Annotated in this window: 13 protein-coding genes; 6 read left to right on the top strand and 7 right to left on the bottom strand. The window is 37.9% G+C overall.

Annotation, left to right across the window (positions count from 1 at the left end; translation table 11 throughout):
* Positions 1-14 precede the first annotated feature (14 nt).
* Positions 15-1,424, bottom strand: coding sequence for a choice-of-anchor B family protein (locus tag A7A78_RS11465; protein ID WP_068762600.1), 1,410 nt, complete (start codon positions 1,422-1,424; stop codon positions 15-17).
* 207 nt (positions 1,425-1,631) lie between these two features.
* On the opposite strand from A7A78_RS11465, the gene thiL reads away from it, so the two are divergent.
* Complete coding sequence (thiL, locus tag A7A78_RS11460) at positions 1,632-2,687, top strand: thiamine-phosphate kinase (RefSeq protein ID WP_068762599.1); 1,056 nt, start codon at positions 1,632-1,634, stop codon at positions 2,685-2,687.
* A 383-nt stretch (positions 2,688-3,070) separates the two neighbouring features.
* Here thiL and A7A78_RS11455 read toward each other — a convergent pair whose 3' ends face one another.
* The 6 genes from A7A78_RS11455 to A7A78_RS11430 all read right to left on the bottom strand — a co-directional run bounded on the left by A7A78_RS11455 (position 3,071) and on the right by A7A78_RS11430 (position 8,612).
* Positions 3,071-3,841 (bottom strand): alpha/beta fold hydrolase, encoded by a 771-nt coding sequence (locus A7A78_RS11455; protein ID WP_068762598.1) that lies wholly within the window; start codon positions 3,839-3,841, stop codon positions 3,071-3,073.
* A complete protein-coding gene (locus A7A78_RS11450) occupies positions 3,842-4,156 on the bottom strand; it encodes a DUF3784 domain-containing protein (protein WP_068762597.1) in 315 nt (104 codons plus the stop codon). It abuts the gene before it with no gap.
* A 96-nt stretch (positions 4,157-4,252) separates the two neighbouring features.
* Positions 4,253-5,545, bottom strand: a complete 1,293-nt coding sequence (locus A7A78_RS11445) for an aminopeptidase P family protein (protein ID WP_068762596.1) — start codon at positions 5,543-5,545, stop codon at positions 4,253-4,255.
* A gap of 320 nt (positions 5,546-5,865) precedes the next feature.
* Entirely contained in the window at positions 5,866-6,438 is a 573-nt protein-coding gene (locus tag A7A78_RS11440) for a PIN domain-containing protein (RefSeq protein ID WP_068762595.1), read from the bottom strand.
* Positions 6,435-7,544 (bottom strand): ImmA/IrrE family metallo-endopeptidase, encoded by a 1,110-nt coding sequence (locus A7A78_RS11435; protein WP_207489365.1) that lies wholly within the window; start codon positions 7,542-7,544, stop codon positions 6,435-6,437. The genes A7A78_RS11440 and A7A78_RS11435 overlap by 4 nt, the downstream gene beginning before the upstream one ends.
* Before the next feature lie 588 nt (positions 7,545-8,132).
* Entirely contained in the window at positions 8,133-8,612 is a 480-nt protein-coding gene (locus A7A78_RS11430; protein ID WP_068762593.1) for a hypothetical protein, read from the bottom strand.
* A gap of 313 nt (positions 8,613-8,925) precedes the next feature.
* Here A7A78_RS11430 and A7A78_RS11425 point away from each other — a divergent pair, with 313 nt between their 5' ends.
* The 5 genes from A7A78_RS11425 to A7A78_RS11405 all read left to right on the top strand — a co-directional run bounded on the left by A7A78_RS11425 (position 8,926) and on the right by A7A78_RS11405 (position 16,502).
* The gene (locus tag A7A78_RS11425; protein ID WP_068762618.1) at positions 8,926-11,766 is read left to right on the top strand and encodes a WD40/YVTN/BNR-like repeat-containing protein; all 2,841 of its coding nucleotides are present in this window, start codon (positions 8,926-8,928) and stop codon (positions 11,764-11,766) included.
* 37 nt (positions 11,767-11,803) lie between these two features.
* Positions 11,804-12,922: a T9SS type A sorting domain-containing protein gene (locus tag A7A78_RS15310; RefSeq protein WP_242649273.1), complete on the top strand. Its 1,119-nt coding sequence runs from the start codon at positions 11,804-11,806 to the stop codon at positions 12,920-12,922.
* A gap of 152 nt (positions 12,923-13,074) precedes the next feature.
* Entirely contained in the window at positions 13,075-13,737 is a 663-nt protein-coding gene (locus A7A78_RS11415; protein ID WP_068762592.1) for a succinate dehydrogenase cytochrome b subunit, read from the top strand.
* An 11-nt stretch (positions 13,738-13,748) separates the two neighbouring features.
* A complete protein-coding gene (locus A7A78_RS11410; protein ID WP_068762591.1) occupies positions 13,749-15,752 on the top strand; it encodes a fumarate reductase/succinate dehydrogenase flavoprotein subunit in 2,004 nt (667 codons plus the stop codon).
* Between the two features lie 3 nt (positions 15,753-15,755).
* Positions 15,756-16,502 carry a succinate dehydrogenase/fumarate reductase iron-sulfur subunit gene (locus tag A7A78_RS11405; protein WP_068762590.1) on the top strand — a complete coding sequence of 249 codons (747 nt, stop codon included), beginning with the start codon at positions 15,756-15,758 and terminating at the stop codon, positions 16,500-16,502.
* Positions 16,503-16,515: the final 13 nt, after the last annotated feature.

Genomic DNA, 16,515 nt, shown 5'->3' with positions numbered 1-16,515 from the left:
ATAAGTAGATTATTTTAGTCTATTAATAAACGTTTTGTTGTAGCTGCATTTATTTTCATCACATACATTCCAGCTTGAAGATTTGAGATGTTTATGTTTTCCGAAAGGCTTGCTTCAAAATTTTGATCCATTACTTTTTGACCCAAAACGTTGAAAATTTCAACCTGTGAAATTGGTTCTGCTTTTGAACTAATGGTAACAAAATTCTTTGCAGGGTTTGGAGCAATCGCAAAATTTGAAACAGAATTATCGTTTAAGCCCAAAAGATGGTCCCTAACAATAAATAAACCTCTATCAATATCACTAATTACAATGTTTCCGCTTGCAAAATATGGGTAAACACTCCAAGCTCCGTCAAAGTTAGCAGAATCATTATTTGGATATGTGTCAAAATATTTGGTTTCAGACATATTTCCATTTTCAATATCGCTTATATCTATTATCCGCAAACCAGCACGGTAGCTGGAAAGGTAAAAATCATTGCCCACTACATAACCGTTATGGTCTATTGCTTCAGTATCACCTTCATATTCAAAGTGAACAAAAGGATTGTCCAAATCGCTAACATCAAAAATAATAGTTCGGGTGTTAAAGCCAAAACTAGATTCATCTAATTCATCACCTATTATAAAGTAACGTTTGTCTTCTGTAAGCCAGCCTTGGTGGGTATATTCAACACTGCCATAAAAACCATTTGAAATTCCTTGTGGGTTTGCCTTATCTGTAACATCAACAATAGAAACTCTGTCTTCATTGCTTCCAAAAAGAATTTCGCGACCAGCATAGTCTGCGTCTGGCCCGTCATACATTACTACTTGTGCATCGTGGCAATAATTATCTCCACTAAAACCACCTGCAGCAACGGGATTTAATGGATCCTGAATATTCACAAAATGTGGTCCACCACCAAAAGAACTGGTTCCAACTGCATAAGCATAACCGGTTTCTTCATTGATTACTATATTATGGCAATGTCCAAAACCACCGTAGTAAGCATCTTCTGAAAATGTTGCGGGCGGATTTGCCACACTTCGCAATCTTGTTAAGTCAAAAACTTGCATTCCGTGTCCGCTAGCTTCACTCACTACAAACGCATAATTGTTGTAAACTTTTATATCTCTCCAAGTACTGGAATCTGTATGCGTTGGTAATTTTCCGAGGTAAACTGGGTTTACTGGATCTGAAATATCAACAAATGCCGCACCATTGCTTAAGCCCATAATTGCGTATTCTTTTCCGTCCTGAGGGTCGGTCCAACCCCAAGAATCGTTTCCTGAACTTGCCCCTAAATCGTTAAGGCTTAGTCGGGATAAAAAATCGATGCCATCGCAAGGATAACCGCCGGCTACACCATTTACACATGGGGTTTGTGCTAAGGAAAACGCACTAATAAATAAGGCTAAAACTGGTAATATTTTTTTCATAATAGATAGGATAAGGTTTAAAAAGGGCTAAATGTAACTATAATATCACTTTCTCTACAAACGCAAAAGGTTAAAAGTTAGTATGCTACTTATTTTAGCTTAATTTTTATAATCATAAGCAGTGAAATTAGGGATTATTTACAACTGGCTTCGTTTATTGTTTATTGATGGTGTATTTTTGCAGAAACTACTTTTATCATTAATAATATGTTTGAAAATAAAGGCAATTCCAACACTAATATTGAAAATTTAGGTGAATTTGGGCTTATAGACCACCTCACTAAAAATTTTAAAATAAAACAAAAGTCAACCATTAAGGGCATTGGTGATGATGCGGCAGTAATTTCCTGTGATTCTGAAAAAGAACTAATTATTTCTACAGATTTGCTTTTGGAAGGAGTGCATTTTGACTTAAGCTATATGCCGCTGAAGCATTTGGGCTACAAGGCTGTAATTGTAAATCTTTCCGATGTGTATGCGATGAATGCCGAACCTTCACAAATAACAGTTTCCATTGCAGTTTCAAATAGATTTCCGGTGGAGGCTTTGGAGGAATTATATGCGGGTATTGAAGCAGCAGCAAAAATATATAATGTGGATGTCATAGGTGGCGACACCACTTCTTCAACAACTGGTTTGCTAATAAGTATTACGGCTATTGGAACTGTAAATAAAGGCGAAGCCATCTACAGAAATGGGGCCAAGGAAAATGATTTGTTGGTAGTAACGGGTGATTTGGGAGCAGCATATATGGGATTGCAGGTTTTAGAACGCGAAAAGGAAGTTTTTAAAGTGAACCCAAATTCACAGCCAGATTTGGAACCGTATTCCTATTTGGTGGAGCGACAACTGAAACCAGAAGCCAGAAAGGATATTTCGAATTTATTGAAGGAGTTGGATGTGAAACCTACTTCAATGATTGATATTAGCGATGGGCTATCTTCAGAAATAATACATATTTGTAAAAACTCAAAGGTGGGCTGTAATCTATTCGAAGATAAGATTCCACTTGATCCACAGGTTGTTTCAACTTGCGAGGAATTTAATTTAGATAGTGCCACGATAGCTTTAAGCGGTGGGGAAGATTATGAATTACTTTTTACAATAAAAACGGAAGATTATCCAAAAATCAAGGCAAATCCGCATTTAACGGTCATTGGACACATAACAGATGAAAAGGAAGGGATGCATTTAATAAGCCGTGCAGGAACAAAAATACCTTTAATTGCAAGGGGCTGGAACGCATTAAAAAATAATGGGTAGATTTTTATGAAAAGGCACTAAAAGCCTTATTCCTTAATTTAAAGGAAGAGTATTCTTAATGAAAGTTCCAGATTTTTAATGGATTGAAAGTCTTTTCTTTTTTCTAAAAAAAGAAGATAAACATTCGTTTACTTCGCGTTGTTTGCGGGTAAGTAATTCAAATTTACCAGAATAGCTATTGGAAACCTCCTTGCCACAACAAGCACATTTGTATTCGTTAATGTGATCTGTAATTTTTCGGGTTACGATGTAATCATGGCCAAATGCAGTGCATACTAGGCTCAAGATTGGAGGTCGGCTTTGGGGCATAACTTTATCCATCTCTGTCAATTTAATTGGGGTTAATCCTCAATATTAACAAAATTTTAGATAAAGTGCAAGTTTTATCCGATAAAATGTAAATATTCTGCAACAGAATTTAAGTTTTCGACCAAACTCATATGGCCTCCTCCAATAATTTTGACTGAAGCATTACACTTTTCAGCTACCTCTTTTACCTCCAAAAAAGGTAAAATAGGATCTTCTTCTGCTAAAACTAGATATTTTTCTTTGTTGAAATTTTTCAAAATTTCGGTTCGGTCCTTTCGGTCGCGCATTCCTCTTATTGCGGCTTTTATTCCTTCCACCGGAAAAGAATAAGCTTCCGTTTTTAAATTTTCAATTGCTGCGGCAAATTTTTCCCGGGAAGATTCCGCGAAGAGATTTCCGATAGCCATGCTAATATATGCTTGTGGATTTTGATCAATAACTTTCAGAGCGCGGTCACGGTTTTCTTTACGCTCTTCAGAATCTGCAATAGGTGTGGAATTGAGAAGAATCAACCTTTCAACTTTTTCAGGGAACAGTTCGGCGTAGGCCAGAGCAACATAACCGCCCATAGAATGGCCAATAAATGTTGCCGAGGAAATTTGAAGATTTTGCATTACATTATTCACAACTTCCGCCATTAATTCCATGGAATGGGTTTCTGAAATAACACTGCTTTTTCCGTGGCCGGGAAAATCAATTGTGATTACAAAGTTATTTTTTGATAACTGCGGAATCAAATGTTTCCACATAGTTGAACTTTCCAAAAAGCCATGAAGCAGAATAATTGCTGAACCTTTTCCAAAGGTTTCAAAATGGATTGGAACATTTCTATAATGAAAAGCCATCTACTTTTTATAAGCTTTAGAATTCGATTTGACGAGAAGAAAAATTACACTTCCAATAACAATAGGGAAAAAGATATAGCTGGCTATTTCAGGATTTTCCATGTATGAACTGGCAAACCCCAAAAGAATGATTGACAGCCCCATAAAGACCAAAACATTTCTTAACAGTGTAGCTACTTTTTCAATATTTACTTTTTCCTTATCAGCTTTGCTCATAGTGTTGTAGCCAGCAATAAGAAAATAGAGTTTGAAATGCTTTATCACGATTCCCAAAAGAATAAGAAAAATACCAATATAGATATATGATGTTTCCATAATTATTGTTTTTACAAAAAAACCTAACAGGTAGATTGCTTCGTTCCTCGCAATGACGTCTGTCAGGTTTTTCTTCTTTCTTCTTTTCTCGGAATTCTATTTATTCATCAACTCCTCAATCTCTTCCGCTTCAATAGGAATATTGCGCATCAAATTGAAAGGTTCTCCTTTTTTCTGGATAACAACATCGTCCTCCAAACGGATTCCGAAACCTTCGGCAGGAATATAGATTCCCGGTTCAACGGTGAAAACCATATTTTCGGTCATCTTTTCCCAAAGAATTCCGTAATCATGTGTGTCGAGCCCCATATGGTGGCTGGTGCCGTGCATAAAGTATTTTTTATAAGCTGGCCAGTTTGGGTCTTCGTTTTTTACATCGGCTTTGTCCAAAAGTTTTAAGTCAAGAAGCGCTTTGGTCATCAGTTTGCCCACTTCTTCGTGATATTCTTTCCAATAATTTCCTGGAACTAGCATTTTTGTGGCGTCGTCTTTAACTTTTTTTACGGCATCGTAAACTTCACGCTGACGTTTGCTGAATTTTCCGCTCACGGGAATGGTTCGAGTCATATCGCTTGCATAATTGGCATATTCCGCACCAACGTCCAAAAGAATCAAATCACCTTTTTTGCACTGTTGGTTGTTAACGATATAGTGAAGCACGTTTGCATTATTGCCACTACCAATAATAGGAGTATAGGCAAAGCCGCGCGAACGGTTTCTTAAGAATTCGTGCATTAATTCAGCTTCAATTTCATATTCCCAAACGCCGGGTTTTACGAAATTCAGAATTCTTCTAAACCCTTTTTCGGTGATATTACAGGCTGTTTGAATTAAATCAATTTCAATTTTATCTTTTACGGAACGCAAGCGTTGCAAAATTGGGTTGCTGCGTTCCCAACTGTGGGCCGGAAATTTTGCTTTTGTGGCTTTGATGAAACGGTCTTCGCGGGTTTCCGTTTCTACACTTTGGCGATAATGCTCGTTGGTGTTGAAATAAACACGCTCGGCTTGGGTCATTACTTCAAAGAAAATTTTGTCGAATTCCTTTAACCAGAAAACCGATTTTATTCCACTTACTTCCGTAGCTTTTTCCTTTGTAAGTTTTTCGCCTTCCCAAACGGCAATGTGATCGTTGGTTTCACGAACAAAAAGCATTTCGCGATGGTCTTTGTTTGGGGCATCAGGAAAAAGAACCAGTTTGGTTTCCTCTTGATCTGCACCGGTTAAATACAAAATATCGCGCGCTTGCTGGAAAGGCATTGTGCTGTCTGCACTAATGGGATATATGTCATTACTATTAAAAACCGCAACGCTTTTCGGCTTCATCTGCGCCATAAAATTTTTGCGGTTTTTAATATAGAGTTTGCTGTCAATTTGATCGTACTTCATGGTATTGATTTATGAATTTCTTCAAAATTAATTATTTCAAAGTTAATTGTGGGTTTGGGAGGGTTAAAAGTGTACTAATAATAGCGTGAAAGAAAAAGTAGTCTGTCTTATTTCCTTTGGCTGCGTAATTTAATCTCTAATATTCGATGATTCTATTACATTATAATTTCTATACTCTTCTTGAAATTGAGCGATGAAGGAATTAATAAAGAGTATAGAAGATAGCACTAAGATTTTTTTCATGGGTTTAATTTTATTTGATTATTAATGAAATGGTGTTTCCGCAATGGGCTATAGCTGGTGCTGGCAACTGACTTTTCTTATTCAAACGAAAAGTTTATATCAGTATATAATTCCAATAGTTCAGGTAAAGTCTTTACCTCAATGTCTAAAATCTTACTAATAGCTGGTAATTTTTTGAAAGCTTTTAAGTCATTACTTCCTTCTGTTTCTTCTGTAACAAGAATGATTTTTTCAAATGAATTTTTGCTGATTTGAGTCAGCAAATAAATAATCATTCTTGCGTCTGCTGAATCTAAAAATTCCTTTTTTCGCTGTTCAAATTGAGCACTATTTAATTTTTTAGCATTAGGCGTTATAAAATTGTTATCAACGAGATTATAGAATTTTTTAGGTGAAGGTGGAATTAAATTCTCCGTTTTAACTGGAATTTTATGTGCTTTTAAAAAGTCCTTGTCACTTAAAAAGTCCAATTTTTTTACAACCAATTTTCCAGAAACCATTTTGCATTCGTTTAATACTTCATCAATCACTATTATGTTGTGATTTTGTATTTCTTTCTTGATGAAATTAAAAAGCTTATTGTTTTGGTCAAATGGTAAGTAGTAACGAACCAAGGATAACAAAGAACTTGTATCGATTACTACTATCATTGAATAAATTTATCTAATTTTTCAGGCTTTATATTCAGTTTCTTACAAACATCGTATTCATTTATAATTCCTTCGTAAAATGCTGCTTGAATTGTTGATATAAATAAAGGCGAAGAAATTGGTTGTGCAACTGAACCTCTTATTTTATTACCTTTTTCTTTTTGTAATTCCTTTTCTCTTTCTTTTTCTTCTTGAAATTTTTTGAATTGTTCTTCAAAGTCATTCCTTACTTTATTATAGTTAGATTGACTAATTTGATTTTTAAATAATAACCTTGTAAACAAGGCGATTTGACTCAAATGAGTGTTTTCAGAAACTGTTTTTATTAAGTCAAAATGATAATCATTTGAAGCTTTGGCTGGTTCAATATTTTTAAGCATTTCTCCATATTCTCCGACTAAAAAATAATAAGCAAAATCATTACACCATCTTTCAATAGATGACAAATGTTTGTCAGCAATTACATTATAATCGAGTAATTCAATTTCCTCTTTGTTGAGCAAAAAATGACCTAGTTCGTGAGCTAACGTGAATATTTCTCTTCTAAAGGATTGATGTCTTTTTAATACAATAACATTTGGTTTAAGAAAAAAGCCATCAATATTCGCTTTCTCTTTTCTGTTGTGAGTTTCTACAAACTCAAAAACTAAAATATTACTTTCTGCAAACTTTGAAATTAGTGCTTTAAGAAAATCTCTACGTTTAGTTGTGAAACTTGGATAAAGAATTTTTCTAAACTCGTTAGCTACTTTTTCTGGATTGTCTTTTATGCTGAATTTTGGGATTTTTCTTTTTGTGTCTAATTCTGCTAATTTAGCAATTGCAGAAATAGATATTTTCAGTTCCTCAAATTGGCTAACTATTTTTTTAGCTCTAAAATTTAAGTCAGTTCCAAAATTTTCTTTTCTAAAAAAGACACTCGCTTCTTTTGAATTTTCAGGTGCTTTTGGGTCTAAATAATAATGAATTCCCTTTTCAAAAAGTTTATCGATTCTTTTTAGGTGTCCAATTTCTATTCTTTCGGAAAAAACATCTTTTTCAGAGATAGGTCGTTTTAATCCTTCGCTGATTTTCGATAAAAATTCAGATACTGAAAGCTTGTACATTTTCAGTAAGTGCTTTAATCGAGATATGTTATGTTCTACTTTCAAGAATATTTTTTATTTCAGAGGTCAAAGGTATTAATTTAGTTCTTTGTTCAGCTTGCGTACAACCAGTTTATCCCCCCAACTTTATAGCATTTATCCCGCCAATCGGGTGGGCTAACCCCCGGAAATTAACTTTTTTAATTCCGTATAGCACTCAAATATAATCAAATACTCCTAACCAAAATGCCAGCATTAGGGTCGTGGATCATACAATTTACGTATAACAGCCTCCCATTAGGGTCATCAACCCTTCCGTTTGGGTTGCGGACCCCAAAATATACGTGCAACAACCCCAACGTTAGGGTTAAGAACCCTAACTATACGTCCACCAACCCCAACGTTTGGGTCCTGAACCCTAACGGGTAGGTAAAACACGCCAACGGATGGGTTTTTAACCCTAACGGATGTGCCTTTAACCCCAATGGAGAGGTAAACCACCCAAACGGATGGGTCTTAAACGCTACCGTTGGGGTGTGGGCAAACTAAAAAACCCTGCAACTTAAAAGATGCAGGGCTTTTAACCGGAAATTAAAATACATTTTTGTTTTAGGGTTCCGTGGGGGTTTCTGGCGTATTGGTTCGCGAGTAAAACTGTTTCATTTCGTCATACTTTGTTTGGTAGCCTACATCGCCACTTTTCAGCTTATACATGGTGTAGGCATAATCTGCATTGGCGGCGGTATAATTATCAAAGTCAAACAGAATCTTGCTGCTCTCCAGGTCTTTCACCATCCCGTAAAGGGACTGCAGGGTGTTTTCAATAAAGGTGCGCATGTTATAATCATTGGTAAACTCGGTCCAGTCCACGTCTGGGCTGCTAAGGGCGGGTTGGGCGTCGTTAAAGCTTTTGGCTTTGTTCACGATGCCCTTGTTCAGTTCGTTAATGCTTCCGTAGCGTTTGCGCTCTTCAGGCGTTAAGTTTACGGCAATGGGCTGGAGGAGCGCTCGCAGGCTGTTTATGGCTTCTGAGATGGCTGCTTGTTCTACTTCCGTTAAGTGCGTGCTGTTTAAATTTGTAAATGGCATAGGTCTAGGGTTTTATGTTAAACAATAGCACTAATTTTAAAAAAATAGCAACACCAGTCAATAGGGGAAATCCTCCATTTTTTTGAAGATTTTTCCTACATTTTTGAAAGGACTTTGTGGTGTGAAACAATTTTTTTGATGGAGCATTTCAGAAGATGCAAATCAAAGTAAAATTGCACAGGTTTTTAGTATGCGAAAAAGTGGTAGGGTTAATTCCGGTTTTCACCTTTTCGCTACTCCCTAACCACTAAACCAACTATTGCAAAACCCGCCATATTTAAGTACCTTCAATTTTTTTAAAAAACCACACCAAATGAAAAAACTTTTCCTTTCGGCATGTTGCCTTATTTCATTTTTATCTTTTTCACAACAACCCGCCACTCCCGCAACCGCCGTACAAACAGGGCTGAAACAAAAAACTGAATTTGCGCAGGCCTCTCCAGTAAAAAATCTACCGTTTAAAAGCATAGGCCCCACTATTATGAGCGGCCGCGTAGTAGATTTTGCCGTAAATCCAAACAATCCCACAGAGTTTTACGTAGGCTACGCCAGCGGGGGACTTTGGTACACCAATAATAACGGAACGTCATTCATGCCAGTAATGGATAGCAGCCCAACACAAAACGTGGGTTGCGTGGCGGTAGATTGGAAAAATGGAACTATTTGGGTTGGAACTGGAGAGGTGAATGCTTCCCGTTCTTCGTATGCGGGAATTGGTTTGCTGAAAAGTGATGACAAAGGTAAAACCTGGCAAAACGTTGGGCTTACCGACAGTCACCACATCAGCAGTATTTTTATAAATCCAGCAAATCCAAACGAAGTTATTGTTGGCGCAGTTGGGCATTTATATTCCAACAATGACGAAAGAGGTGTTTTCAAAACCACCGATGGCGGTAAAACGTGGAGCAAAACACTTTTTATAAATAATGAAACAGGGATTATTGAGATTTCAGTAAACCCAAAAAACTTCAATACAATGTATGCCGCCGCCTGGGACAAAGACCGAAAAGCCTGGAATTTTGATGGCAGTGGTGAGGGCAGTGGCGTTTATAAAAGCGCCGATGCCGGAAACACGTGGACCAAAGTTTCTACTGAAAATAGCGGCTTGCCAATAGGAAAAGGAATGGGCCGGATAGGCACCGCCGTGGTAGATGACAATACGGTCTATTTGATTGTTGATAATCAATTCCACAGAAAAGAGGAAACCAAAAAAGAGGAAACGGATATCCTCACCAAAGACGATTTCAAAAAAATGGACGTAGCGACTTTTCTTGCTTTGGATGATAAAAAGCTAAATCAATTCCTAAAAATGAACGGTTTTCAGGAAAAATATCGTTCGGAAAATGTAAAGCAAATGGTTCGCGTAGGTACGGTAAAATCTGAAGATTTAGCGAAATATTTAGAAGATGCAAATAGCCAATTGTTCGATACGCCTGTAATTGGCGCTGAGGTTTATAAAAGCACCGACGGTGGAAAAACATGGAAGAAAACCCACGATGGTTTTTTGGATGATTTATATTATTCATACGGGTATTACTTCGGAAAAATTCACGTAGATCCCAGCGATGCCAATAAAATATATGTTTATGGCGTGCCAATCCTAAAATCTGCTGACGGCGGAAAAACCTTCGAAAGCATAGATGCAGACAACGTTCACGCAGACCACCACGCGCTGTGGATAAACCCAAAAATGTCTGGGCATTTAATTGATGGCAACGATGGTGGCGTAAATATAAGCTATGACGATGGAAAGACTTGGATAAAAAACAATTCGCCAGCCGTTGGTCAGTTCTATTCCGTAAACATCGATCACGAAAAAAACTATAATGTTTATGGCGGCTTGCAGGATAATGGGGTTTGGGTTGGCCCGCACGATTATGAAGCCAATCCGGGTTGGCTTCAAAACGGGAAGTATCCTTACGAATTTATTTTTGGCGGCGATGGCATGCAAGTTCAGATTGATAGCAGAAACAGTAAAATTGTTTACACAGGTTTTCAGTTTGGAAATTATTACAGATTGAACCGAAATGGTGCCGAACCTGTTTACATTCAGCCGAAACACGAATTGGGGGACAGTCCGTATCGTTTTAATTGGCAAACGCCTATTTTGTTGAGTTCGCACAATCAGGATATTCTTTATTTGGGAGGAAATAAGCTGATGCGGAGTATGAATCAAGGGGATGATTGGACAGCCATTTCCGAAGATTTAACCCAGGGTGGAAAACCAGGGAATGTAGCTTATGGAACGCTCGCAACAATCAGTGAGTCGCCTTTTCAGTTTGGATTATTGTACACAGGAAGTGATGAGGGTTTGGTGTATGTTTCAAAAGATGGAGGTGGAAATTGGACAAAGATTTCAGACAGTTTTCCTAAGGATCTTTGGGTGAGTCGCGTGATAGCTTCTTCCCATAAAAAAGAAAGGGTTTATGTTACACTGAACGGCTATCGTTGGGATAATTTTAAACCCTATGTGTATGTGAGTGAAAACTATGGAGCTACTTGGAGAGACATCAGCAGCAATTTGCCAACTTCTTCAATTAACGTCATCAAAGAAGATCCCGTAAATGAAAACCTATTGTATTTGGGAACCGATAACGGCGCGTATGTTTCCTTTAATCGCGGTGAAAGTTGGGAAGTATTTTCAAAAGAACTTCCAAATGTTGCCGTTCACGATTTGGTGATTCAACCGGAAGCAAAGCATTTGGTTTTGGGAACCCACGGAAGGTCAATTTATATAGCGGATATTTCGTTGCTTCAAAAATTAAATGAAACAAATAGAAATGAAGTGGTTCTTGCCGAAATAGATTCTTTGAATTTTTCTCCACGTTGGGGACGAAAATTCAGCACTTGGGGCGAAGTTTTTGAGCCAAAAGTAAAAATTCAATTTTACAGTCCACAAGCTGGAAAAGCAACAATTTCTATTAAAACCGAAGATGGAAAAGAGTTGAAAAGTCTTTTCATTGAGACTGTAAAAGGCGTAAATATTATTGAATATGACCTTTCAATTTCAGAAAAAGGGATGAAGGTTCTTGAAAAAGAAAATGTGAAAATCAAGAAAGCTGAAAATGGTAAATATTACTTGCCAAAAGGGCAGTATAAGCTGGGTATGAACTTATCTACAAAATATTCTACAATTGTTTTTTCAATTAAATAATTTAATACATTTGATTACTAACATTTAAAAATTTTATATGATGAAAAAACTACTTATTCTTTCAATCGCTTTTGCACTAGGTAGCGGTATTTCTACTTTTGCACAGGAAACGGAAGCTGCTCCATATTCAAATGGACAGCCAGCTACTGAAAATAGCAATGCATTATTTGACCTTCTTACGCTTGTGGATGCAGGCACATCAACAGGAACTAATGGCCTTGCTGCTGTTATTTACTTTAACGATCAATACATCACTACAAGATGGGACGCGACCATGTCAGAAGATTTTTATCGCTTGGATAGCGGTGGGGTTCTAATTGAAACTTTCCAGATTCCAGGAGTGGCTGGCGTACGTTCAATAACCACGAATGGTACAAGTTTGTTTATGGGTACGGCTGGAGCAGTTATTTATGAAATCGATCCAGGTAGTATGACAATTGATAATACAATTAACATAACCTCCTCTGCTGCTGCCCGTATGCTTACCTATGATGAAACCCTTGATGGTGGAAACGGAGGTTTTTGGATAGGCAGTTTTTCGAATGACATTGCTTCCATTGATATGGATGGAAATGAGCTTTCAGTAATACCTGCAGCTACTCACCAAACGGTGGTTTATGGGGGTGCAATTGATAATGTATCGCCCGGAGGTCCATTTCTTTGGATCCACGATCAAACCGGAACTGCCCCAAGTAGAGATTTTGTTACACAATTAAACGCAACTACAGGAGTTCCTACTGGAGTTGTTTATGATTTCTCTGCTGATGGATTTGCTTCAGGAGCTACTGATGTACTTGCGGGAGGACTGGCCATAACAGATGAGATAGATGGACACAATGGTTTAGCATTGGTAGGTATGTGCCAATGTACTCCTTCCAACCTGATTTTTGCTGTTGAATTGACTCCTTCTTTGGGCGTTAGTGATAATTCAAATTCTAACTTTAGCATTTACCCAAATCCTGCAAATGGAAAAGTCAATATCAACACTTCTATTGCTGGAGAAAAACAAGTTGTAGTTTATGACCTTTTAGGAAAGCAAGTTATCAATACCACAACAAATGGTGAGCTTAACATTTCTGCTCTTAAATCTGGTGTTTATTTGGTAAGCATAACTCAAAACGAAACAACGGCTACTGTGAAGTTAGTTGTTCAGTAAATAATTTTTTTAAGTAAATAAAAAAACCATTCACTTACGGTGAATGGTTTTTTGTTATAACAAATCTAAATAAGATACTAATAAAGATATTTCTTTGGCATTCAATTTTGGGTAACGTATTTTTGTACAACTATTCTTGAAATAAAACCATAATGGCAATACTATCCTCTTCAATTGCACGAAAAGTTGCTATGGCACTTTCGGGCTTATTTCTTGTGTTTTTCTTGGCACAGCATTTTACCATCAACATCACTTCGGTTATAGATCCCGAAACTTTTAACAGTTGGTCGCATTTTATGGGACACAACATTTTGGTTCAGTTTATTCTGCAGCCAGTCTTGATTTTTGGTGTGGTATTTCATTTTATTATGGGAATTGTACTTGAAATAAGAAACAACAATGCAAGACAAATAAGCTATAAATCCTTCAAAGGAAATAGAAATTCAACCTGGGCTTCGCGAAATATGATTATTAGCGGTGCTGTTATTTTAGCTTTTTTAGGATTACACTTTTACGATTTCTGGTTTCCGGAAATAGTTCACAAATACATTGAAAGCAATCCATTGGACGCTACGCGTTATTACCCAGAATTATTGCACAAGTTTGAAAGCCCCGTCCGAACAGGTCTATATTGCTTGGCTTTTGTATTGTTGGCGCTTCACCTTTGGCATGGCTTCTCTTCGTCTTTCCAAAGTATGGGCTGGAACAACAAATATTCAAAAGGCTTGAGGGCTTTTACACAGTTTTACGCAATATTTATTCCGTTGGGCTTTATTTTTATTGCACTTTACCTTCACTTTAATCAAATCCACTAAAAGAAAAAGCGATGTCGAAATTAGATTCCAAAATACCCAAAGGACCCTTAGCCGATAAGTGGACAAAACATAAAAACGATATAAATCTGGTTAACCCAGCCAACAAGCGTAATATTGACGTAATTATGGTGGGTACAGGTCTTGCCGGCGGAAGCGCCGCAGCAACCCTTGCAGAATTGGGCTATAACGTAAAAACATTCTGTTATCAGGATTCCCCACGTCGTGCTCACTCCATTGCCGCGCAGGGAGGTATCAACGCTGCCAAAAACTATCAAGGCGACGGTGATTCAAATTATAGATTGTTTTACGATACCATAAAAGGAGGCGATTACCGTTCGCGTGAGGCAAACGTGTACCGTCTTGCTGAGGTTTCAGCAAATATTATTGACCAATGTGTAGCTCAGGGAGTTCCCTTTGCTCGTGAATACGGTGGTTATTTGGACAACCGTTCCTTTGGAGGGGTATTGGTTTCGCGTACTTTTTATGCAAAAGGACAAACTGGGCAACAACTGCTTTTGGGTGCATATTCCGCGATGAACCGACAAATTAATCGTGGAAAAATTACTCCGTACAACCGCCACGAAATGCTGGATTTGGTAATTGTAGATGGAAAAGCAAGAGGGATTATTGCTCGCGATTTGGTTACAGGTGAAATAGAAAGACATTCCGCACACGCTGTAGTTATTGCTTCGGGTGGTTACGGAAATGTTTTCTTTCTTTCCACAAACGCAATGGGAAGTAATGTTACCGCTTCGTGGAAAATCCATAAAAGAGGCGCTTATTTTGCAAATCCTTGCTATACACAAATTCACCCAACCTGTATTCCTGTTTCGGGAGACCATCAAAGTAAGTTGACTTTAATGTCAGAATCACTTCGAAATGACGGTAGAATTTGGGTTCCGAAGAAGAAAGAAGATGCGGAAGCTATCAGAAACGGAAAGAAAAAACCAAACGATCTTTCAGCTGAAGAACGCGATTATTACTTGGAAAGAAGATATCCATCCTTTGGAAACCTGGTGCCACGTGATGTTGCTTCACGTGCTGCAAAAGAGCGTTGCGACGCAGGTTTTGGAGTAAATAAAACAGGACAAGCTGTATATCTTGACTTTGCCTCTGCCATTGAGCGCTACGGAAAAGAGCAGGCAGCAATCCACGGAAACCACAATCCTAGCAAGGAAGAAGTTACAAAACTCGGAAAACAGGTTATCGAGAATAAATACGGAAACCTTTTCCAAATGTATGAGAAGATTGTTGATGAAAACCCATACGAAACCCCGATGATGATTTATCCTGCGGTGCATTATACGATGGGTGGTATTTGGGTAGATTACAATTTGCAATCAACCATTCCGGGTTGCTACGTAACTGGGGAAGCCAACTTTAGCGATCACGGTGCGAACCGTTTAGGAGCTTCGGCCTTGATGCAAGGTTTGGCAGATGGTTATTTTGTATTGCCATATACTATTGGTGATTACCTTTCAAAAGATATTAAAACAGGAAAAATTCCAACAGATACTAAAGAATTTGACGAAGCCGAAAACAAGGTCCGTGAACTTTTGGAGAAGTTGATAAACAATAAAGGCACACATTCCGTAGATCATTTTCACAAGAAATTGGGCCATATTATGTGGGACAAATGTGGAATGGCGCGTAATGCAAAAGATTTAGAGTCTGCTATGGCTGAAATTAGAGCACTTCGCGAAGAGTTTTGGAGAGATGTAAAAGTTCCCGGTGGAATGAACGAAATGAATGCTGAGCTAGAAAAAGCAACCCGCGTTGCAGATTTCTTGGAGTTGGGTGAACTTTTTGCAAAAGATGCGCTTCATAGAAATGAAAGCTGTGGCGGTCACTTCCGAGAAGAATATCAAACTGAAGAAGGGGAAGCATTGCGTGACGACGAAAACTTTATGTATGTCGCCGCGTGGGAATACACTGGAGATCCAGGAAATGAAGTACTTCACAAAGAAGAATTGGAATACGAAAATATTGAGGTTAAATCGAGATCATACAAATAGATTATGAAGTTAACACTAAAAATCTGGAGACAGAAAAATAGTCAAACAAAAGGAGAGCTAAAAACATATCCTATTGACGGAGTAGAAGGTGACATGTCTTTTTTAGAAATGCTCGACGTTCTCAATGAAGACTTAATAAACAAAGGCGAAGAGCCCGTAGTTTTTGATCACGATTGCCGTGAGGGAATTTGTGGTAGCTGCTCGTTGCAAATAAATGGTGAACCACACGGGCCTGACCGTTTGGTTACAACTTGCCAATTGCATATGAGAATGTTCAACGATGGCGATACAATTGTTATTGAACCGTTCCGTGCAAAGGCTTTTCCTGTAATAAAGGACTTGGTGGTAGATAGAAGCGCTTTTGATAGAATTCAACAGGCTGGGGGTTATATTTCTGTAAATACTTCCGGAAATACTATTGATGCCAACACCATTCCAGTAAACAAACACGATGCAGATGAATCATTTGAGGCTGCTACTTGTATTGGTTGTGGTGCTTGTGTGGCCGCTTGTAAAAACGCCAGCGCGATGCTTTTCACTTCTGCAAAAGTTAGCCAGTTTGCTTTGCTTCCGCAGGGAAGAATTGAAGCAACGGAGCGTGTATTGAATATGGTTGCACAAATGGACAAAGAAGGTTTCGGAAACTGTAGCAATACAGGGGCTTGCGAAATTGAGTGCCCAAAAGGAATTTCCTTGGAAAACATTGCCCGTATGAACCGTGAATATTTAAGCGCGAGTTTAAAAGGATAAACACTACCCGATA

Source organism: Aequorivita soesokkakensis, assembly GCF_001641085.1.
Taxonomy (GTDB): Bacteria; Bacteroidota; Bacteroidia; order Flavobacteriales; family Flavobacteriaceae; genus Aequorivita; species Aequorivita soesokkakensis.
The sequence above is the reverse complement of the archived record's forward strand: the minus strand, read 5'-3'. Positions and strand labels throughout refer to the sequence as shown.